This is a genomic window from Bradyrhizobium sp. (assembly GCF_047605465.1).
Classification (GTDB): domain Bacteria; phylum Pseudomonadota; class Alphaproteobacteria; order Rhizobiales; family Xanthobacteraceae; genus Bradyrhizobium.
The window spans coordinates 31,916-49,948 of record NZ_JASGFS010000024.1 but is presented as its reverse complement, the minus strand read 5'-3'; the positions used below and the strand labels follow the sequence as shown (position 1 = coordinate 49,948).

Below are 18,033 nucleotides of genomic sequence, written 5' to 3'. Positions count from 1 at the left end.
GCGCGCCTTCCTCATGGCAAGACTTCACGAAGCCAGTACCGGATGATCGCGCAGCGCCGCTTCGCGGATCCAGCTTGCGTGGATCGCGCGAAGCAGGATCTGCGCGGTCTTGACGTCGCCGGCCTTCATGCAGAGGTCGACGATGCGCCGGACCGCGTCGTCGCGCATCAGCCCGTCCGAGATCTTCATCGCGATTTCCATCGCGACCTTGGCGGCACGTTCATAGCGCTCGCTTTCAGGCGGGTCGTTTCGCGCGGCACCCACGGCGCTGGCGACGGCGGCCTCGCAGATGGCGCGGATGCGCTCGGCAGCCTCGATGTCACCGAGCGGCCACTCGATCGCCTCGTCCCAGATGTCCTGTTGCGACTTGCGCGCAAACCACCGCATTGCCCGCCCCGTGATGACGGAGCGAGCATAAACGCAGGCAATGGCGCGCGCTACGCCTGCGGCACGATCTTGCCGGGGTTGAGGATGTTGAGCGGATCCAGCGCCTTCTTCAGCGCGCGCATCGCATCGAGCGCTTCAGGCCCGAGTTCCGCCTCGAGGTATTTCTGCTTGCCCTGCCCGATGCCGTGCTCACCGGTGCAGGTGCCGTCCATCGCCTGCGCACGTTCCACCAGGCGGTGCATGAATTCCTCGCCGCGCGCCATCTCGCCGGGATCGTTGACGTCGCAGACCAGCGAGCAGTGGAAATTACCGTCACCGACATGGCCGACGATCGGCGAGAGGAGATTGAGTCGCTTCAAATCGTCCTCGGTCTCGCTGACGCAGTCGGCCAGGCGCGAGATCGGCACGCAGACGTCGGTGGCGACCACACCGATGCTGTCGCCGGGACGCAACGCCTTCACCGACCAATAGGCGTCGTGGCGCGCCTGCCACAGCTTCGAGCGATCCTCGGGCTTGGTGGTCCAGGAGAAGTCGCCGCCACCGCACTCCTTCGCGATCTCGCCGAAGGCCCTCGACTGCTCGGCCACCTCGATCTCGCTGCCGTGGAATTCCATCAGCAGCAGCGGCGTCTCCGGCAGCGTCAGCTTCGAATAGGCGTTGCAGGCCTTCACCTGCGCGGCATTGAGCAGCTCGATGCGCGCGACGGGAATGCCGGTCTGGATCGCCAGGATCACCGCCTGACAGGCGCCGTGCACCGTCTCGAACGACACGGCGGCGGCCGCGATCGTATCGGGGATGCCGCGCAGGCGGATGGTCAGTTCCGAAATGATGCCGAGCGTGCCCTCGGCGCCGACGAACAGATGCGTCAGGTCGTAGCCCGCCGAGGACTTCTTGGCGCGTGTGCCGGTCGTGATGATCTCGCCGTCGCCGCGCACCACCTTCAGGGCCAGCACGTTGTCGCGCATGGTGCCGTAGCGCACCGCGTTGGTGCCGGAGGCCCGCGTCGAGGCCATGCCGCCGAGGGAGGCGTCCGCGCCGGGATCGATCGGAAAGAACAGGCCCTGGTCGCGCAGATGCTCGTTGAGCGCCTTGCGCGTCACGCCGGGCTGGATCACGCAATCGAGGTCCTCGGCATGCACCGCGAGCACCTTGTTCATGTCGCGCAGGTCGATCGAGATGCCGCCTGCCGGCGCGTTCACCTGGCCCTCCAGCGAGGTGCCGGTGCCGAAGGCGATGACGGGCACACGGTTCTTGGCGCAGATCCGCACCACGTCCTGGATGTCGGCGGTCTCCTGCGCCATCACCACGCCGTCCGGCGGCTGGTTGGCGATCCACGTGGTGGTATGGCCGTGCTGTTCGCGCACGGCCTGCGAGGTGATGAGGCGGTTGCCGAAGCGTGCGGCAAGCTGTTCCAGCGCGCTCGCCAGGGCTTTCGGCTCCGGCCGCGGCGGATTATTGGTGATGGTCGTACCCACGGAAAATCCTCCCGACAGAAGACCGTGGCAAAGGACATATGCCCGGTCAAGTCAAGGGATCGGACCTGTGTCGGGACAAAATTGGTGAGGGAAGGACATACCCCGAGATGACCGCCGATACGCCCAAGGCCGAACCGTTCCGCGCCTCGATCATGCAGATCGAGCCGCAATGGATCGACTATAACGGCCACCTCAACATGGCCTATTACAACGTGATGTTCGACCGGGCCATCGACCAGATGTGGCTGCAGCTCGGGATCGGGCCGGGCTACATGAAGGAGCGCAACGGCTCGACCTTCACCGCCGAATGCCATGTGCGGTATCTGCGCGAGATCCACCTCGGTGATCCCGTGCAGGTTTCGGTCTGGCTGCTGGAAGCCGACGACAAGCGACTGCACACGTTCCAGGAGCTGCGGCACGCGACCGAGGGATGGCTGTCGGCCACCTCCGAAAATATGTCGCTGCACATCGACATGGGCTCGCGGAAGGTGGCCGCGTTTCCCTCGGACATACGCGAGAGGATTGCGGGCTTCGTCACGGCTCACAGCGCGGTGACGCGGCCCGAGGGCATCGGCCGAAGCGTCGCGATGCCCTCGAAGCGGTAGTTGCGTGCCGGCTTCAGGCCCTTATCCGGACCCTGCGAAGACGATCTCGCAGGATGCGGGCCACTGTCGTGGCCTCATGGTTCGAGGCGCGCTTTCCGCTCCTCACCATGAGGGACTTGCGCCGCTAAACCCTGCGGCCCCGCGCCATTCCGACCACGGCCGAAACCAGGAACAGCACGATCGCGACGAAGAAGATGATCTTGGCGATTTCGATCGAAGCGCCGGCGATGCCGCCGAAGCCCAGAATGCCAGCGATCAATGCGATAACCAGAAACGTCACAACCCAGCCAAGCATGGTGAAACCTCTGTCTTGATGTCTGTCTGCGGGGCGGCTCGCCGCCACGCCTTGCCTGCGCAGACAATCTCTGGGCGGGAACGAAGGTTCCGCTCCCCGGCCGGCGGAAATTCGCGCGCCCGATAGGAACAAATCGGGCTGCGGCGTACGTGGAAAACCCCTGCCCGCCGCCCCATATAGCCAACAATCCCTGTTATGAAGGCTCCCTCCCACGACGGCGCGGTGCCATCGTCGGACAAATGATTCGCATGACCGAGCCGAACAAACTCACCTCCCAGAGCGTCCCCGACCATCAGCCCGCGGCTGGCGGCATCGCCGCACGCGCGCGCGCCTCGGTGGGGCCGAAATACCTGACCGGGCTCAATCCCGAACAGCGCGAGGCGGTGGAGACGCTGGACGGCCCGGTTCTGGTGCTGGCCGGCGCCGGCACCGGCAAGACGCGCGTGCTGACCACGCGCATCGCGCACATCCTGAGCCAGGGCCGCGCCCGCCCCGCCGAGATCCTGTCGGTGACCTTCACCAACAAGGCCGCGCGCGAGATGAAGCATCGTCTCGGCCAGATGCTCGGCCACGCCGTCGAGGGCATGCCGTGGCTCGGCACCTTCCACTCGATCGGCGGCCGCATCCTGCGCTTCCATGCCGAGCTGGCGCAGCTCAAGTCCAATTTCACCGTGCTCGACGTCGACGACCAGGTGCGGCTGCTCAAGCAGCTCCTGCAGGCCGAAAGCATCGACGACAAGCGCTGGCCGGCACGCATGCTGGCCGGCCTCATCGACGGCTGGAAGAACCGCGGCCTGATGCCGTCGCAGGTGCCTTCGGGCGAGGCCGCGATGTTCGCCAACGGCAAGGGCGGCAAGCTCTATGCGAGCTACCAGGAGCGGCTGAAGATCCTGAACGCCGCCGATTTCGGCGATCTCCTGCTGGAGAACATCCGCATCTTCCGCGAGCACCCGGATATCCTGCGGCAGTACCAGCATCGCTTCAAATACATCCTGGTCGACGAGTACCAGGACACCAACGTCGCGCAATATCTCTGGCTGCGGCTGCTGTCGCAGGCGCCGTCTTCGAGCAAAGCCGTCATTCCGGGGCAGCTCGAAGAGCCGAACCCGGAATCCGCAGATGAGCCCCCGACTGGAGATTCCGGATCTGCGCCCTCGGCGCATCCCGGAACGACGGTCGCGCCCGCAGGCCCCACCAAGAACATCTGCTGCGTCGGCGACGACGACCAGTCGATCTATGGCTGGCGCGGCGCCGAGGTCGACAACATCCTGCGCTTCGAGCACGATTTTCCCGGCGCCAAGGTCATCCGCCTCGAGCGCAATTACCGCTCGACCGGCCACATCCTCGCCGCCGCCTCGCATCTGATCGCGCACAACGAAGGCCGCCTCGGCAAGACGCTGCGCACCGAGGACCAGGACGGCGAGAAGGTCACGGTCACGGGCTCCTGGGATTCGGAAGAGGAAGCCCGCGGCATCGGCGAGGAGATCGAGCAGCTGCAGCGCCAGGGCGAGAAGCTGAACGAGATCGCAATCCTGGTGCGCGCGTCCTACCAGATGCGCGAGTTCGAAGACCGCTTCGTTACGCTCGGCCTGCCCTACCGCGTGATCGGCGGTCCGCGCTTCTACGAGCGCGCCGAAATCCGCGATGCGCTGGCCTATCTGCGCGTCATCAATTCGCCGGCCGACGACCTCGCCTTCGAGCGCATCGTCAACGTGCCCAAGCGTGGCCTCGGCGACGCCACCGTGCAGATGCTGCACGACCACGCCCGCAAGCGCCGCATTCCCCTGTTCGAGGCCGCGCGCGCCGTGGTCGAGACCGACGAGCTCAAGCCGAAGGCGCGCGGCTCGCTGCGCAACGTCGTCGTCCAGTTCGATCGCTGGCGCGCCCAGCGCGAGGTCACCGCCCACACCGACCTCGCCCAGATCGTGCTCGACGAGAGCGGCTATACCGAGATGTGGCAGAAGGACCGTTCGGCGGATGCCGCGGGCCGGCTGGAGAACCTCAAAGAACTGGTGCGCTCGATGGAGGAGTTCGAGAACCTGCAGGGGTTCCTCGAGCACATCTCGCTGGTGATGGACCGCGACGGCGGCGCCGAGGAAGACGCGGTGTCGCTGATGACGCTGCATTCGGCCAAGGGCCTCGAATTCGACAACGTGTTCCTGCCGGGCTGGGAGGAAGGCCTGTTCCCGAGCCAGCGCACGCTGGACGAACAGGGCCGCGCCGGCCTCGAGGAGGAGCGACGGCTCGGCCATGTCGGGCTGACCCGCGCGCGGCGCCGCGCCATGATCTATTTCGCGACCAACCGCCGGATCCATGGCACCTGGTCGACCACGATCCCCTCGCGCTTCCTCGACGAACTGCCGGCGGCCAATGTCGAGATCACGGAATCCAAGGGCGGCTCGGCCTGGGGCGGCACCGGCGGCTACGGCGCCTCGCGCTTCGACGACATGGAGTCGTTCGGCTCCAGCTATTCGACCCCGGGCTGGCAGCGCGCCCAGGCCAACCGCAATCGCGGCGGCGGACGCAATGGCGGCGGACAGGGCGGATTCGAGGAACAGGCCGCGACGTTTTCCTCCGCATCGTCCTCGCCCGATTTCGGCAGCTTCTCCTCGCGCCGCCGCGGCCCCCTGACGATCGAGGGCGAGCTGGTGGCCAAATCCACCGGCACAACCTCGGAATTTTCGCTCTCCGACCGCGTCTTCCACCAGAAATTCGGCTATGGCCGCGTCACCAAGATCGACGGCAACAAGCTCACCATCGCCTTCGACAAGGCCGGTGAGAAGAAGGTGGTGGACAGCTTCGTGCAGCGGGCCTGAGCGCCCCCACCTGTTGCGGCGGCGTTACGCCGCCACCTTTCTTCCGTCCACGCCCCTTGACCACCGCGAACTTCCCCGTATCAGATGCACCCATGGTCCGGGGCTCCGTCACATTGATCTTGCTCGCATTTGGGATGCCGTCGCTTGCGGCGGCGGAAACCATGAGCTTTGGCGATTCGATCGGCCTGCTGGCGAAGAGCTGCGGCGCGGAAATCGTCGCCAATTGCCGCGGCGTCAACCCGGACTCGACCCGCCTGAAAGAGTGCCTGTCCCGCAACAGGGATGTGCTGTCGCAGCAGTGCCAGAGCGACTATCTCGGCGCCTTCGACGCGATCCAGAAGCGCGTCGCCGCGCGCGTCACGGTGGCGAACGCCTGCCAGCGCGAGATCGTCAAGGTCTGCGGCGGCTCGACCAAGGAGACCAGCAAATCGATCCCCTGCCTGGTCTCGACGCAAAAGGGCATCAGCAGCAACTGCCTGAAGGCCGTCGACGATGCGGGGTATCGCTGATGCGCGCGAACCGGCTTTCCACGGCCGCAATCGGCATCGCGCTCGGCCTCTCCGTCTTCGCGGCGACAGCCGGCGCGCAGACGGCGTCGCCGACCCGCGACGACATCATCGGCAAGCTCGATCATTTCGAGGAAGCCGCGGAGGTCGACCTGCCGGCGCTGAAGCAACAGGTGATGGAGCGCGCCAGGGCCAGGATCAAGAACGATCCCGGTCCGGTGAACCGGCCGCTGATCGCGCCCGATCTCGCCAAGCTGCCCGCGTTCAACGCGCAGATCCAGTTCGACGCCGACACGCCGATCATCCAGCCGGCATCCTACCAGACCGTCGGCCGCATCGCGGACGCGCTGGTTCATTCGTCGCTGCTGCCCTACACGTTCCTGATCGTCGGCCATGTCGAATCCAATTCGAAGACGCGCGAGGCCAACGCGATCCTGAGCCAGCGCCGGGCCGACGCGATCCGCGACGTGCTGGTCAACACGTTCAAGATCTCGACCAAGCGGCTGCACCCGATCGGCCTCGGTGAGGAGCAGTTTCTCGACCGCGCCAAGCCGACCTCGGCCGTCAACGGCCAGTTGCAAATCCTGACCTTTGCCAAGCTGCCCGAGGACGAGCCCGCGCGCCCGGCTGCGGCCCCCGCGCCTGCGGCGAAAAAGCCCGCCAAGAAGCATTGAGCGCACGCACTTCGGCGCCGTGCGGAACCCTTTGAAGTCTTGACCGTTTTGTGACCTGTCTCACAGCGCAACAGCGTGGTTTCGCGCGACAATTGCGCAGGTTTGTGCACCGCTCGATCAGGTGCTATAGGCTCTTTTCGTCCTTCCCGACCCCATGCTGCACGAGACCGAGATGGCTGGTTATTTTCAACGCCAACTGGCCGACTACGTCGAATATCATCGCGATCCCTGGAACTGCGCGATGCACGTGGTCGGTATTCTCCTGCTCTTCACCGGAGCCGTGCTGCCGCTGACGCGGGTCGCTATCCCTCTCTTCGGCGTCGAGGTGAGCCTGGCGGTGATCCTGGCGCTGCCGGTGCTCGTATATTGGCTGATGCTGGACGCGGGGATCGGATTCGGCATCCTCGCCGCGTCTGTCGTGCTGCTTTCGGTCGCAACCGCGATCGGCAATCAGGTCTCGACCGCCATGATGTGGTCGATTTTTGCCGTGCTGATCGCGCTGGGAGTCGCGGCCCAGATCGTCGGCCACAAGGTGTTCGAGGAGCGGCAGCCATCGATGGTCGACCACCCCACTCATTTTCTTCTTGGACCTATGTTTGTTATGGCGAAATTATTCATTGCGTTGGGCTTCCGTCGCGACCTTGCCGCGATTCTCGCGCCTCTTCCGGCCAATTCCCTTTCAACCCGATAGCTTCCAGAGCGGAACAGCAAACTTTCTTCATGGCTCTTGTACTGGTTACCGGTGGCAGTGGCTTCATCGGACAGCATCTCGTAGAAGCGCTCCGCGCCCGTGGGCAGCGGGTACGTGTTCTCGATGTCCGTCCGCCGGCCACGGCAAACGCAGATGTCGACTATGTCCACGGCTCGGTGCTGGATGACGCCGCGGTCGATACCGCGCTTGCCGGTGTCGATCAGGTCTATCACCTCGCCGGTCTTCCCGGGATGTGGGTCGCCAACAAGCAGGACTTCCACAACGTCAATTGCCGCGGCACCGAGATCGTCCTCGCGGCTGCGATGAAGCGCGGCATCTCGCGCTTCCTGCACTGCTCGACGGAATCGATCCTGTTCCCCTATTCCAGCCTCAACGGCGTTGCCGCCGAGGAGGCGCTCCAGCCCGCCGACGCGATGCCCGGCGCCTACACGCGGTCGAAGTCGCTCGCCGAGCATCACGCGGCGAAGGCCGCAGCCGCGGGGTTTCCGCTGGTGATCGGCACGCCGACCATGCCGATCGGCGCAGCCGACCACAATCTGACGCCGCCGACAGCGATGCTCTGGTACTTCCTGCAAAAGAAGGTCCAGCCGCACCTCAACTTCCTGGTGAACCTCGTCGATGTCCGCGACGTCGCCACGGGCCTGGTGCTAACGATGGAGCGCGGCCGCATCGGCCAGCGCTATATCCTCGGCGGCGACTGCGTTCCGCTCGGCCGCATCCTGCGGATGATGTCCGCGATGAGCGGCCGGCGGCAGTTTCCGGTCGTCGTTCCCGGCAGGCTCGCCGAGTTCTCGGCCATCATGCTCGAATACATCTCCGACCACCTCACCCGCCGGCCGCCCAACGGCACCGCCGAGGGCGTGCGTATCGCACTCGCCGCGAGCGACCTGTCGATCGGCAAGGCGCGCACCGAACTCGGATACTCGCCACGCCCGATCGAGCCCGTGCTGCGTGAAACCATCACCCACCTGCTCGTCCGCAACGGCCAGCAGCCCGCCGGCGCCATCAAGCATCACGCGCTCTCCTCGCGCGCGGGCTGAAGCCGCCGCCTAACGCAAAGAACCTTCATGTCCTTTGATTTTAGTAAGCTTCTCTCTGTCGCCTGGGGTGGATGGACCACGACCTGGCCGACACAATTGCTCGCCCTGATCTGGCTCGCCTGGCTCGCAAGCTGGGTCGGCGCCTCGTTCTGGCAGGGCCGCACCCAGAAACAGGTGATGACGCTGGAGTCCGGCCGCTATCGCATCCCGATCCTGGTCGGCGGCATCCTGTTCACGCCCTGGACCGCCGAAGTGCTCGGCGAGAAGCCGCTGTGGGTGTTCAGCGATACCGGCGTCTACATCGTGGCGCTGATCGTGCTCGCCGGCATCTCCTTCACCTGGTGGGGACGGCTGCACCTCGGACAGTTCTGGTCCAACACCATCACGCACAAGGAAGACCACCGGGTCATCGACACCGGCCCGTACGGCATCGTACGCCATCCGATCTACACCGGCCTGATCCTCGGCATGCTGGTGACGGGTATCGCGGTCGGTACCGTCACCGCGATGCTCGGCGCGATCCTGATCTCGCTCGGCATGTGGCAGAAGGGGCGGATGGAAGAGGTGTTCCTCTCCAAGGAGCTCGGCGAGGACGCCTACGGCGCCTATTGCCGCCGCGTGCCGATGATCATCCCGTTCCTGTCGCCCCGCTGAGTTAAAGCCGGCGTCCGGCACATCGCTGTCGGCGCGCCGAAGGCCGCCGACATAGCCCCATGCAAATTCGGTCGGCTGCCATTCCGCCGTCGTGGACGACGGCCGCGTACCGCGGTGGTTGACGTTTGCCCCGCCACCAAGTTGGATGCGCGCGAAACGGGGGCTTTGCATGACCTTTTCCAGCATTTTCGCGCAGTTCGTTGCTCTCCTCGGCGGCATCGCGCTGCAGTGGCGGCGGCTCTCGGGCACCGAGCCCGCGCCGGCCTGGGGCCAGACCCCGGCCATTCCCGAAGCGAAGCCGCAAGGAGCGATCCCGACACTGAAGATGCCGACGGCGCGGGGCTGGAGCGAGGGACAGAAGCCGATCGCCGCACCCGGGCTCAAGGTCAATGCGTTCGCGGCCGGCCTCGACCATCCGCGCTGGATCGAGGTGCTGCCCAATGGCGACGTGCTGATCGCGGAGGCGACGCAGATCGCAGGCGCGCCGCGCACCGTGTTTCACTATGCGATGCAGGCGACGATGCGGCGCGCGGCCGCTCTCGGCGTCAGCGCCAACCGCATCACGCTGCTGCGTGACAGGGACGGCGACGGCGTCGCCGAGCAACGCGGCGCCTTCATGGAGAATCTCAGCCAGCCCTTCGGCATGGCGCTGGTCGGCGACACCTTCTATGTCGGCAACACCGACGGCGTGATGGCGTTTCCCTATGTCGCAGGTGCCGATCGCATCACCGCCCCCGGCAAGAGGCTCACCACGTTCAAGCCGAGCGGACACTGGACACGCAGCCTGCTCGCCAGCCCCGACGGCAAGAAGCTCTATGCCGGTGTCGGCTCGCTCAGCAACATCGCCGAGATGGGCATGGAGGTCGAGGAAGGCCGCGCCGCGGTCTACGAGCTCGATCTCGTCGCCGGCACGCATCGCATCTTCGGCGCGGGCCTGCGCAATCCCGTCGGGCTTGCCTGGGAACCGAACACCGGTGTGCTCTGGACCGTCGTCAACGAGCGCGACGGCCTCGGCGACGAGACGCCCCCGGACTATCTCACCTCGGTGCGCGACGGCGGCTTCTACGGCTGGCCCTATTGCTACTGGGGCAAGACGGTGGACGATCGTGTGCCGCAGGATCCGGCGATGGTCGCCAAGGCGCTTCAGCCGGACTACGCGCTCGGCGGCCACACCGCTTCGCTCGGCCTGTGCTGGATGCCTGCGGGCACGCTTCCGGACTTCCCCGACGGCATGGTGATCGGCCAGCACGGTTCGTGGAATCGCAGCAAGCTGTCCGGCTACAAGCTGGTGTTCATCCCGTTCGAGAACGGCAAGCCTTCCGGCCCCGGTCGCGACATCCTCTCGGGCTTCCTGGCTCCGGACGAGAAAGAGTCCTATGGCCGGCCGGTGGGCGTCGTGATTGGTCCCGACAAGAAGTCGTTGCTGATGGCCGACGACGTCGGCAACGTGATCTGGCGCGTCACCGGCGCGTAAGGCTCACGTTCCGACGCAGAGCGTCGCGCGCTGCTTGCGCAGCAGCGCGATCACGGACAGCGCGGTGATCATCCCGGTCTTGGGGTTCTCGGATGGGACGTTCTCGATCGACATCGAGAACCGCGCCGAATCCGCCTCGACCTCGATACGATGCACGTTGCGGGTCACGCCCGGGTCGGCCCAGATCTGCACCATGGTGCGATCGGGCCCGATGCCCGCGAGTGAGAGCGCAACCGCGACGTTGAGATTGGCCGGAAAACCCTTCGCGGCCTCGCGCGCGCTGCCCTCGAACAGCTTGAGCGGCTCGCGCAGATGATCGATGTCGATGTTGTTCTCGACGATGAAGGGCGCGCCCTTCAAGCCGTCGACCGGCTTGCGCGAGACCATCTTGACGGAATGAATGGTGCCGATGGCGGCGGCGTTGACGGCGTCGAGCCCGATCAGCGCGCCGGTCGGCACGATGATGCGGCCGCCATTGGCCCGGGCGAGATCGATCAGGTCGGAATTCTCGAGCAGCGCGCCGGCACTGACCACCACGGCCGCCCTGCCCCGCTTCACAGCGGGCTCGACGATCGCGCGCAGATGCTTGCTCGGGGCGCATTCGACGACGATATCGGCGGCATCGCCGAGCTCTTCGACCGCGAGAACCCGCGGCGGGCGGCGCAGGCCGCCGAGGAAGGCCTGATGTTTCGCGGGATCGCGCACCGCGACAGCCGCCAGCGTCAGCCCCTCGATGCCCTGGTCGAGCGCGGCCGCGATCTTGGTGCCTATCGAGCCCAGTCCGGCAACGGCAACCCGCAAATCGCTCAACGGCCTCTGATCGGTCATCGCATCACACCTGCTGTTCAGGCGGATGTCATAGCCCGCCGGGCCTCCCGCGCATAGCTGCCAGGGCGCGCCTCGATCGGGCAGGCCGGGGAAACTACCGCCGCGCCGGCGGCGGCATCGCCATCGCGGCGGTCGGCTCGGGCGGCGTCAGATGACGCGGCACGACGATGGACTGGCCGGGGACGAGCGGCGCGTTCTCGGCCAGCGAATTGCTCTGCGCGAGCGTCCACACCGGCACGTGGTGGGCCGCTGCGATGCTCTCCATGGTGTCGCCGGTGCGCACGGGCACCCGGACGCCGGAGTCCCACAACTCCACCAGCGTATCCCCCGGCACCAGATAGCGCAGCGGCACCGCATCGGCCTGGGTCTGCGCCGGGATGCGCGGCAGCTGCGTCACCATCTCGAGGATTTGGCGATGGATGTCGTCGGACTTCTCGATGTTGATGTGGCTGACGCGCGAATTTTCCTTCAGGTCGTAACTGGCATAGTGGCCGCGATAGCCGGGCACGGCCACGACGTCGCCGCCGCCGAGGACGCTGTCGGACAGGAAGATGTTGATGAAGCGCTCGACGTTGAGCGGCACGTCACCGGTGGCATGCGCGGGATCGATGGCGATCACGAGGCTGATCGGAATGTTCTCCTTGGCCGCCATCTCGGAGATGACGATCGAGCACAGCCCGCCCATGGAATGGCCGATCAGCACGATCGGCGCCGCCTTCTCCTTGTAGCTGGAGATGACGCGGTTGCCGATCAGCCGGCACAAGGTGAATTCGTAGACGTCGGCGGAGAAGCCGGCCTGCGTCAGCTTCTCGCTGAGGCGATCCATGCCGGTCGAGAAGATCGGCCCCATGGCACCGCGGAACAGATAGATTTTCGGCGGCGGCAGCGGCTCGGGCGGTGGAGACGGAGGAGGCGGCGGCGCCACGGCATGGGTCGCGGCGGATTTCGACTTGGCGGGTGCCGCCGCGGCAATGCCGGGGCTCAAGGCGAGCAGCGCGACCGCTGCCAGCACGACGATTCGCCTTGGATCAACCATCAGTCCAGCAGTCCCGCCACGGGAGGCAGAGGCCTCCGCCCGGGGCGCTTAGTGACGGCCGATTTGGCGGTTTTTGGGGCATCGGCAGGCGCGGGGCCGTCCGCCACCTCGCGCCGCAGCCGAACCGGATTTTCGGGCGGAATCAGTCGCGCGCGGCGGCCGGAGCGGCCGCATCGAACTTGTAGTTCAGGCCCGCCTTCACGATGTTCCCACGGGTCGAGAAGCTGTAGGTCCCGAAATCCGAACCGATGGGATTGGTCTGCGGGCCGGCGATGGTCCGGTGGCCGAGATCGTAATAGAGATATTCGCCCTTGACGCTCCAATTCCTCGCCACGGCCCACTCTGCACCCGCGCCGAGCGTCCACCCATAGCGGAGGTCAGAGGCGCTCGCGATGAATTGGCGCCCGAGCACCGCCTGGTTGAAGAACTCGCTGACGTTGGCGTTGTCCTTGATGTTGGCGTAGGCGAGACCGCCGGTCACGAACAGCAACAGCCGCTGTGATACGATTGCGCCGAGACGACCGCGCAGGGTGCCGAAGAAATTGATCTTCTCGCTCGCGCTGGTGCGCACTCCCGGCGCTCCCACGGGGAGGTCGACGTCGCGAGAAGCCTTGATATCAGCGAAATCGAAGTCGGCTTCGACGCCGACCAGTCCCATGCCGAACTGGTAATTCCAGCCGGCCTGTCCGCCGACGAGATAACCTTGCGGACGCAGATCTCCGACGGCGAAGGGGACGACCAACGGCTGCGAGGCGGTAATCAGGCGGGAGCCGGACACTGCGACATCGCTGGCCTGATTCCAGGCATAGCCGCCGTTCACGCCGATGTAGAAACCACTCCAGTTGAAGCCGGGGTCGACGGCCACGGGACGCGCCTTGTATGCCAGATCGGCAGCCGATGCGGCCACCGGCCCGAGAGCCACGAGTATGGCGGCCGCTGCAAATGTCCTCATGTTCAATCCCGTTCGTTGCGCGCGATGACCGGAAACGAGGCGGTCATCCCCCATAGCCCCTCCAAGACAGCGGGGAGAGCCACGAACATGGATGTCAAACGACGCTGCTTTTGTCGTCATCCGATTGAAGGAGGGGCGCGCTTGCTCGGCGAACAATTTTGAAGGGGCAAACTGTCGACGTCGCGGCGTAGGCGCCGGCTACCAGGCCTGCGCGACGTTCGCCACCACCAGCTTCTGCTGCTCGCGAAACGCGGTGATCACCATGTGCACGAGATGCAGCTTGCCCTTCACCGCCGGAGAGATGTCGAACGGGTAGGCATCGCTCATCCCGAGCGACCGGTTGATTTCGTTGATGCCGCGGGCGAGCGGCGTCCACAACGCCAGGAGCGCCTCGAAGTCGCTCTCCAGATAGGGATCCGTCAGCGTCTGTCGGGCGCGCTCCTCCAGCGACAACGGCAGGCCCGCGAGCGAATCGAGCGTGGATACGATGTGCAGGAAATGCGCGAACGTTTCGGCCCAGTCCTCCCAGGGATGGGACGTCGCGTACTCGCTGATGAAGCCCGTGCGATCGTAGGAGCGATCGATGCGGCCATGATAGCTGCTGATCGCGGCCTGGTAGTCGTGGGTCTCGTCGCCGAAGATCAGCTTGAAGGGGGCCTGCAGCGTCGTGCCGTGGACGAGCGAGTCCCAATAGAAATGGCCGATCTCGTGCCGGAAATGGCCGAGCAAGGTGCGGTACGGCTCGCGAAACGCCACGCGCCGCGCTTCGCGCTCGACATCGTCGGCTTCCGCAAGATTGAGCGTGATGAGGCCGGCGAGATGCCCCGTGAGAATGGGGCTCGTCTCGTCCGAGAGGATATCGAAGGCCACCGGCACGCCGTGCCGCGATGCCAGCGGAAGCCGCAGCCGCGCGAGATCGTAGAGAAGACGGCGCTTGGCCTCCTCCATCCGCCGCCACAGCATGATGTTTCTGGGGCTGCCGAGATTGGGAATCGTACGTGTGAGCCGGCAGGAGCCGCAAAAGGGGTCGGCTCCCTCGGTGCACCAGTTGCAGCCGATGAGATTGCGATTGCTGCAAGGCATCTTGTCGGACGACGGAAGCATGCCGATGCGTGACGGATCGAACAGCAGCCCGGCACCGCAGTTGGCGCACGCAACGTGCTCGAACGTCACGGCCTGTCGACACGACGGGCACTGGAAGTCTCTCATGCGTCGCAGCCCCGTCCCGCGGCCGCGTGGGCCGTGGTGCAACAACACCCGATCGAATGCGGGGTTCCATCAGCCGCGCATCCGAGGAACCTTTGCCAAATCTTTCAGTTGCCACCGCGATCAATGGTTGAGGAGGACCAAGATGAAGAAGATCGCTTTGGCATGTGCTGCTGCAGTTGCCGCCGTGACCGCTGCGCACGCAGCCACCACCACCGTGAAGTCGGCACCGGCTGAAAGCTGGACGGTGACGAACTACTACAAGCAGGCCGTCTACGATCCCAAGGAAAGCAAGATCGGCGACGTCGACGATGTGCTCGTCGACAAGTCCGGCAAGATCACCGGCCTCGTTCTCGGCGTCGGCGGCTTCCTCGGCGCCGGTGAAAAGGACGTCATCGTCCCCTTCACCGCGGTGAAGACCGCCAAGAAGAACGACAAATGGTGGCTGACCATCGACGAGACCAAGGACACGCTGAAGGAAGCACCGGGATTCAAATACGACAAGGCCAGCACCACCTGGGTGCCCGAGAAGAAATAGGCCGTCGCGATCACCACCCGGACAGGGCTCGCTGCTGTCGCAGCGGGCCCTTTTCGCGCTCAGCAGCGCTGCCTCACCGCCCGGACAAGACAATGCCGCGGCCGACAATCAAGTCGGCCGCGGCATGATCGGATCACCCAATGCGGGCGAAAGCTTCAGTTCCTGGCGGGCGCCGTCGCGGCGGCCGAACGCGCCTGACGCGGCGGTGCGCCGGGACCGGCGATAGGTGCTGCCGGACCGCGCGAGCGCGCGATCGCGGCGTCGATCTCGGCGATCACGCGGCGCTGGATCACCTCGTTCTTGTCGATCGTGATGTGGCCGACACCGGTGCCGCGCACGTCGACATTGTCGAGCTTGCCACGGAAGCCGTCGGCGCGCTTCACCGGCTCGCCCGGGCCGTCGCCGATATAGATGTTGATGTAGCGCTCGGCGCCGGTCGACAGCTTGGTCTTGAACACGGAGTCGAGGCCGATCGCGAGCTTCACGGGCACGCCGAGACGGTTGAGCTTGGCGATCATGTCGGGCAGCGCGGTCGCGCCCGAGGAATGGCCGACCAGGACGATGGTCTTCAGGCGGCCCGCCTTGTAATTGGCCGCGGCTTCATCGGCGAGCGAGGACCAGGACACGAAATTGGCCACCGTCACGGGGATGCCCTGCGCCTCGAGCCGGGAGCCGATGGTGTCGAGCCCGAGCGAGAAGATGTTGAGCACGCCGCGAAGCAGGTAGACATGGGTCGTCGCCGCAGCCTGGCTCGGGGCAGCCCTGGCGGTGGTGGGGCTGATGGCAGCAGCGGACAGCAGGAGCAGGCATATCGCCCACGCCCGGATAGCGGACAACTGGCTGGCGCCGGCTGCGTAACGGCCGTTTGGTCTCATCGATCTTTTCCCTGGGGACATACGCTTCGCGATAGGCCGGAATCGTAGCCATGCCCTGCTCGCAGACGCAACAAAGAGCCGCGTGAGGGATCATCTTAGCCGCAGCCCGTGACTGTTGCGCAACAGTTGCCCGGAACCTGCCACTGAACAGCCTGTTTTGAGACCATTTTTCTCCGGGCAATTGCGAGCGGGCAAGTCCATTCCTATTTCAGGGCTCCGCTGACCGCCCCAACGGGGCGGTTCCAGCTCCCTCCCCAGCCTCCGGCCATCATGTCCTCCATCATCTCCGTCGCCAACCTGTCGAAGACCTATGGGTCCGGCTTCAAGGCGCTGAAAAATATCAATCTCGACATCAGGCGCGGCGAGATCTTCGCGCTGCTCGGCCCGAACGGCGCCGGCAAGACCACGCTGATCTCCATCATCTGCGGCATCGCCAATCCGAGCGAAGGCAGGGTCACCGTCGGCGGCGAGGACATCCAGGTCTCCTACCGCAAGGCGCGCTCGCTGATCGGCCTCGTGCCGCAGGAGCTGCACACGGACTCCTTCGAGAGCGTGTGGGCGACCGTGAGCTTCTCGCGGGGCCTGTTCGGCAAGCCGAAGAACCCTGCCCATATCGAGAAGGTGCTGCGGGACCTCTCGCTCTGGGAGAAGAAGGACAGCAAGATCATCACGCTCTCCGGCGGCATGAAGCGCCGCGTGATGATCGCCAAGGCGCTCTCGCACGAACCGCAGATCCTGTTCCTGGACGAGCCGACCGCCGGCGTCGACGTCGAGCTGCGCAAGGGCATGTGGGAAGTCGTGCGGGGCCTGCAGCAGTCCGGCGTCACCATCATCCTCACCACGCATTACATCGAGGAAGCCGAGGAGATGGCCGACCGCATCGGCGTCATCAACAAGGGCGAGATCGTGCTGGTCGAGGACAAGGCGACCTTGATGCAGAAGCTCGGCAAGAAGCGGCTGACGCTGCACCTGCAGGACAAGCTCAGCACGCTGCCCGACAGCCTCGCCCAATACAGGCTCGACCTCCGCGAGGGCGGCACCGAGCTGGTCTACGACTACGACACCAAGGGCGAGCGCACCGGCATCACCAGCCTGCTCGGAGACCTGCGCAACGCCGGCATCCGCTTCAACGATCTCGACACGACGCAATCGTCGCTCGAGGACATCTTCGTCGACCTCGTGAGGACGTCATGAACCATCGCGCCATCCGCGCCATCTATCTGTTCGAAATGGCGCGCACCTGGCGCACGCTGCTGCAAAGCATCGTCTCGCCCGTCGTTTCGACCTCGCTCTATTTCGTCGTGTTCGGCGCCGCGATCGGCTCGCGCATCAGCGAGGTCGACGGCGTGAGCTACGGCACCTTCATCGTGCCGGGCCTCGTGATGCTGTCGGTGCTGACGCAGAGCATCGCCAACGCCTCGTTCGGCATCTACTTCCCGAAATTCGTCGGCACCATCTACGAGATCCTGTCGGCACCGATCTCCCATTTCGAGATCGTGCTCGGCTATGTCGGCGCGGCCGCGACCAAATCGATCATCCTCGGCCTGATCATCCTGGCGACCGCCGGCCTGTTCGTGCCGCTGCACATCCATCATCCGATCTGGATGCTGACCTTCCTGGTGCTCACGGCCGTCACATTCAGCCTGTTCGGCTTCATCATCGGCATCTGGGCCGACGGCTTCGAAAAGCTGCAGATGATCCCGATGCTGGTGGTGACACCGCTGACCTTCCTCGGCGGCAGCTTCTACTCGGTCAACATGCTGCCCTCGGGCTGGCGCACCGTGGCGCTGCTCAACCCCGTCGTCTATCTGATCTCAGGCTTCCGCTGGAGCTTCTACGAGATCGCCGATGTCAGCGTGTCCGTCAGCATCGCCATGACGCTGGCGTTTCTGATGATCTGCCTGGTCGTGATCTGGTGGATCTTCCGCACGGGCTACCGGCTGAAGAACTGACCGCGCCG

The 18,033-nt window shown here is 65.5% G+C and carries 19 protein-coding genes; 11 read left to right on the top strand and 8 right to left on the bottom strand.

The genetic code is table 11. The features are described from left to right. Positions 1–24: 24 nt before the first annotated feature. Both QM712_RS19285 and QM712_RS19280 read right to left on the bottom strand, forming a co-directional pair. Positions 25–387, bottom strand: a complete 363-nt coding sequence (locus QM712_RS19285; RefSeq protein ID WP_415024722.1) for a hypothetical protein — start codon at positions 385–387, stop codon at positions 25–27. Positions 388–437: 50 nt separating this feature from the next. Beyond that, complete coding sequence (locus tag QM712_RS19280; RefSeq protein WP_415024721.1) at positions 438–1,862, bottom strand: FAD-binding oxidoreductase; 1,425 nt, start codon at positions 1,860–1,862, stop codon at positions 438–440. A gap of 107 nt (positions 1,863–1,969) precedes the next feature. Here QM712_RS19280 and QM712_RS19275 point away from each other — a divergent pair, with 107 nt between their 5' ends. Continuing rightward, positions 1,970–2,467: a thioesterase family protein gene (locus QM712_RS19275; RefSeq protein WP_415024720.1), complete on the top strand. Its 498-nt coding sequence runs from the start codon at positions 1,970–1,972 to the stop codon at positions 2,465–2,467. A gap of 124 nt (positions 2,468–2,591) precedes the next feature. On the opposite strand, the gene QM712_RS19270 is transcribed toward QM712_RS19275, so the two are convergent. Further along, positions 2,592–2,762, bottom strand: coding sequence for a DUF1328 domain-containing protein (locus QM712_RS19270; RefSeq protein ID WP_415024719.1), 171 nt, complete (start codon positions 2,760–2,762; stop codon positions 2,592–2,594). Between the two features lie 239 nt (positions 2,763–3,001). Here QM712_RS19270 and QM712_RS19265 point away from each other — a divergent pair, with 239 nt between their 5' ends. From QM712_RS19265 to QM712_RS19235, 7 genes are all read left to right on the top strand, one after another. Further along, complete coding sequence (locus QM712_RS19265) at positions 3,002–5,578, top strand: ATP-dependent helicase (RefSeq protein WP_415024718.1); 2,577 nt, start codon at positions 3,002–3,004, stop codon at positions 5,576–5,578. Positions 5,579–5,670: 92 nt separating this feature from the next. Continuing rightward, positions 5,671–6,087, top strand: coding sequence for a hypothetical protein (locus QM712_RS19260; protein ID WP_415024717.1), 417 nt, complete (start codon positions 5,671–5,673; stop codon positions 6,085–6,087). Beyond that, positions 6,087–6,758 (top strand): OmpA family protein, encoded by a 672-nt coding sequence (locus QM712_RS19255; protein WP_415024716.1) that lies wholly within the window; start codon positions 6,087–6,089, stop codon positions 6,756–6,758. The genes QM712_RS19260 and QM712_RS19255 overlap by 1 nt, the downstream gene beginning before the upstream one ends. Positions 6,759–6,912: 154 nt before the next feature. Continuing rightward, positions 6,913–7,449, top strand: a complete 537-nt coding sequence (locus tag QM712_RS19250; RefSeq protein ID WP_415024715.1) for a DUF962 domain-containing protein — start codon at positions 6,913–6,915, stop codon at positions 7,447–7,449. Positions 7,450–7,478: 29 nt separating this feature from the next. After that, a complete protein-coding gene (locus tag QM712_RS19245; RefSeq protein ID WP_415024714.1) occupies positions 7,479–8,510 on the top strand; it encodes an NAD-dependent epimerase/dehydratase family protein in 1,032 nt (343 codons plus the stop codon). A 27-nt stretch (positions 8,511–8,537) separates the two neighbouring features. Further along, entirely contained in the window at positions 8,538–9,164 is a 627-nt protein-coding gene (locus QM712_RS19240) for a methyltransferase family protein (RefSeq protein WP_415024713.1), read from the top strand. 169 nt (positions 9,165–9,333) lie between these two features. Next, entirely contained in the window at positions 9,334–10,638 is a 1,305-nt protein-coding gene (locus QM712_RS19235) for a PQQ-dependent sugar dehydrogenase (RefSeq protein WP_415024712.1), read from the top strand. Between the two features lie 3 nt (positions 10,639–10,641). Here the strand turns inward: QM712_RS19235 and QM712_RS19230 are convergent, their stop codons facing one another. From QM712_RS19230 to QM712_RS19215, 4 genes are all read right to left on the bottom strand, one after another. Then, on the bottom strand, positions 10,642–11,466 hold the full coding sequence (locus tag QM712_RS19230) for an aspartate dehydrogenase (protein WP_415024711.1): 825 nt from the start codon (positions 11,464–11,466) through the stop codon (positions 10,642–10,644). 94 nt (positions 11,467–11,560) lie between these two features. Next, positions 11,561–12,502: a LysM peptidoglycan-binding domain-containing protein gene (locus QM712_RS19225; protein ID WP_415024710.1), complete on the bottom strand. Its 942-nt coding sequence runs from the start codon at positions 12,500–12,502 to the stop codon at positions 11,561–11,563. A 142-nt stretch (positions 12,503–12,644) separates the two neighbouring features. Next, a complete protein-coding gene (locus QM712_RS19220) occupies positions 12,645–13,454 on the bottom strand; it encodes an outer membrane protein (protein ID WP_415024709.1) in 810 nt (269 codons plus the stop codon). 198 nt (positions 13,455–13,652) lie between these two features. Further along, positions 13,653–14,663 (bottom strand): putative zinc-binding metallopeptidase, encoded by a 1,011-nt coding sequence (locus QM712_RS19215; RefSeq protein ID WP_415024708.1) that lies wholly within the window; start codon positions 14,661–14,663, stop codon positions 13,653–13,655. A 142-nt stretch (positions 14,664–14,805) separates the two neighbouring features. Here QM712_RS19215 and QM712_RS19210 point away from each other — a divergent pair, with 142 nt between their 5' ends. Continuing rightward, positions 14,806–15,198: a PRC-barrel domain-containing protein gene (locus QM712_RS19210; RefSeq protein WP_415024707.1), complete on the top strand. Its 393-nt coding sequence runs from the start codon at positions 14,806–14,808 to the stop codon at positions 15,196–15,198. A gap of 155 nt (positions 15,199–15,353) precedes the next feature. On the opposite strand, the gene QM712_RS19205 is transcribed toward QM712_RS19210, so the two are convergent. Beyond that, positions 15,354–16,073: a hypothetical protein gene (locus QM712_RS19205; protein ID WP_415024706.1), complete on the bottom strand. Its 720-nt coding sequence runs from the start codon at positions 16,071–16,073 to the stop codon at positions 15,354–15,356. A gap of 270 nt (positions 16,074–16,343) precedes the next feature. On the opposite strand from QM712_RS19205, the gene QM712_RS19200 reads away from it, so the two are divergent. Together QM712_RS19200 and QM712_RS19195 are read left to right on the top strand one after the other, a co-directional pair. Beyond that, positions 16,344–17,267: an ABC transporter ATP-binding protein gene (locus QM712_RS19200; protein WP_415024705.1), complete on the top strand. Its 924-nt coding sequence runs from the start codon at positions 16,344–16,346 to the stop codon at positions 17,265–17,267. Beyond that, a complete protein-coding gene (locus QM712_RS19195) occupies positions 17,264–18,025 on the top strand; it encodes an ABC transporter permease (protein WP_415024704.1) in 762 nt (253 codons plus the stop codon). Before QM712_RS19200 ends, QM712_RS19195 begins: the two co-directional genes overlap by 4 nt. Positions 18,026–18,033 lie beyond the last annotated feature (8 nt).

What these genes read in the sequence shown, in the direction of transcription:
- QM712_RS19285 (WP_415024722.1), bottom strand. Translation starts at nt 387, where the DNA reads ATGCGGTGGTTTGCGCGCAAGTCGCAACAGGACATCTGGGACGAGGCG.
- QM712_RS19275 (WP_415024720.1), top strand. Translation starts at nt 1,970, where the DNA reads ATGACCGCCGATACGCCCAAGGCCGAACCGTTCCGCGCCTCGATCATG.
- QM712_RS19270 (WP_415024719.1), bottom strand. Translation starts at nt 2,762, where the DNA reads ATGCTTGGCTGGGTTGTGACGTTTCTGGTTATCGCATTGATCGCTGGC.
- QM712_RS19265 (WP_415024718.1), top strand. Translation starts at nt 3,002, where the DNA reads ATGATTCGCATGACCGAGCCGAACAAACTCACCTCCCAGAGCGTCCCC.
- QM712_RS19260 (WP_415024717.1), top strand. Translation starts at nt 5,671, where the DNA reads ATGGTCCGGGGCTCCGTCACATTGATCTTGCTCGCATTTGGGATGCCG.
- QM712_RS19255 (WP_415024716.1), top strand. Translation starts at nt 6,087, where the DNA reads ATGCGCGCGAACCGGCTTTCCACGGCCGCAATCGGCATCGCGCTCGGC.
- QM712_RS19250 (WP_415024715.1), top strand. Translation starts at nt 6,913, where the DNA reads ATGCTGCACGAGACCGAGATGGCTGGTTATTTTCAACGCCAACTGGCC.
- QM712_RS19245 (WP_415024714.1), top strand. Translation starts at nt 7,479, where the DNA reads ATGGCTCTTGTACTGGTTACCGGTGGCAGTGGCTTCATCGGACAGCAT.
- QM712_RS19240 (WP_415024713.1), top strand. Translation starts at nt 8,538, where the DNA reads ATGTCCTTTGATTTTAGTAAGCTTCTCTCTGTCGCCTGGGGTGGATGG.
- QM712_RS19235 (WP_415024712.1), top strand. Translation starts at nt 9,334, where the DNA reads ATGACCTTTTCCAGCATTTTCGCGCAGTTCGTTGCTCTCCTCGGCGGC.
- QM712_RS19230 (WP_415024711.1), bottom strand. Translation starts at nt 11,466, where the DNA reads ATGACCGATCAGAGGCCGTTGAGCGATTTGCGGGTTGCCGTTGCCGGA.
- QM712_RS19225 (WP_415024710.1), bottom strand. Translation starts at nt 12,502, where the DNA reads ATGGTTGATCCAAGGCGAATCGTCGTGCTGGCAGCGGTCGCGCTGCTC.
- QM712_RS19220 (WP_415024709.1), bottom strand. Translation starts at nt 13,454, where the DNA reads ATGAGGACATTTGCAGCGGCCGCCATACTCGTGGCTCTCGGGCCGGTG.
- QM712_RS19215 (WP_415024708.1), bottom strand. Translation starts at nt 14,663, where the DNA reads ATGAGAGACTTCCAGTGCCCGTCGTGTCGACAGGCCGTGACGTTCGAG.
- QM712_RS19210 (WP_415024707.1), top strand. Translation starts at nt 14,806, where the DNA reads ATGAAGAAGATCGCTTTGGCATGTGCTGCTGCAGTTGCCGCCGTGACC.
- QM712_RS19205 (WP_415024706.1), bottom strand. Translation starts at nt 16,073, where the DNA reads ATGAGACCAAACGGCCGTTACGCAGCCGGCGCCAGCCAGTTGTCCGCT.
- QM712_RS19200 (WP_415024705.1), top strand. Translation starts at nt 16,344, where the DNA reads ATGTCCTCCATCATCTCCGTCGCCAACCTGTCGAAGACCTATGGGTCC.
- QM712_RS19195 (WP_415024704.1), top strand. Translation starts at nt 17,264, where the DNA reads ATGAACCATCGCGCCATCCGCGCCATCTATCTGTTCGAAATGGCGCGC.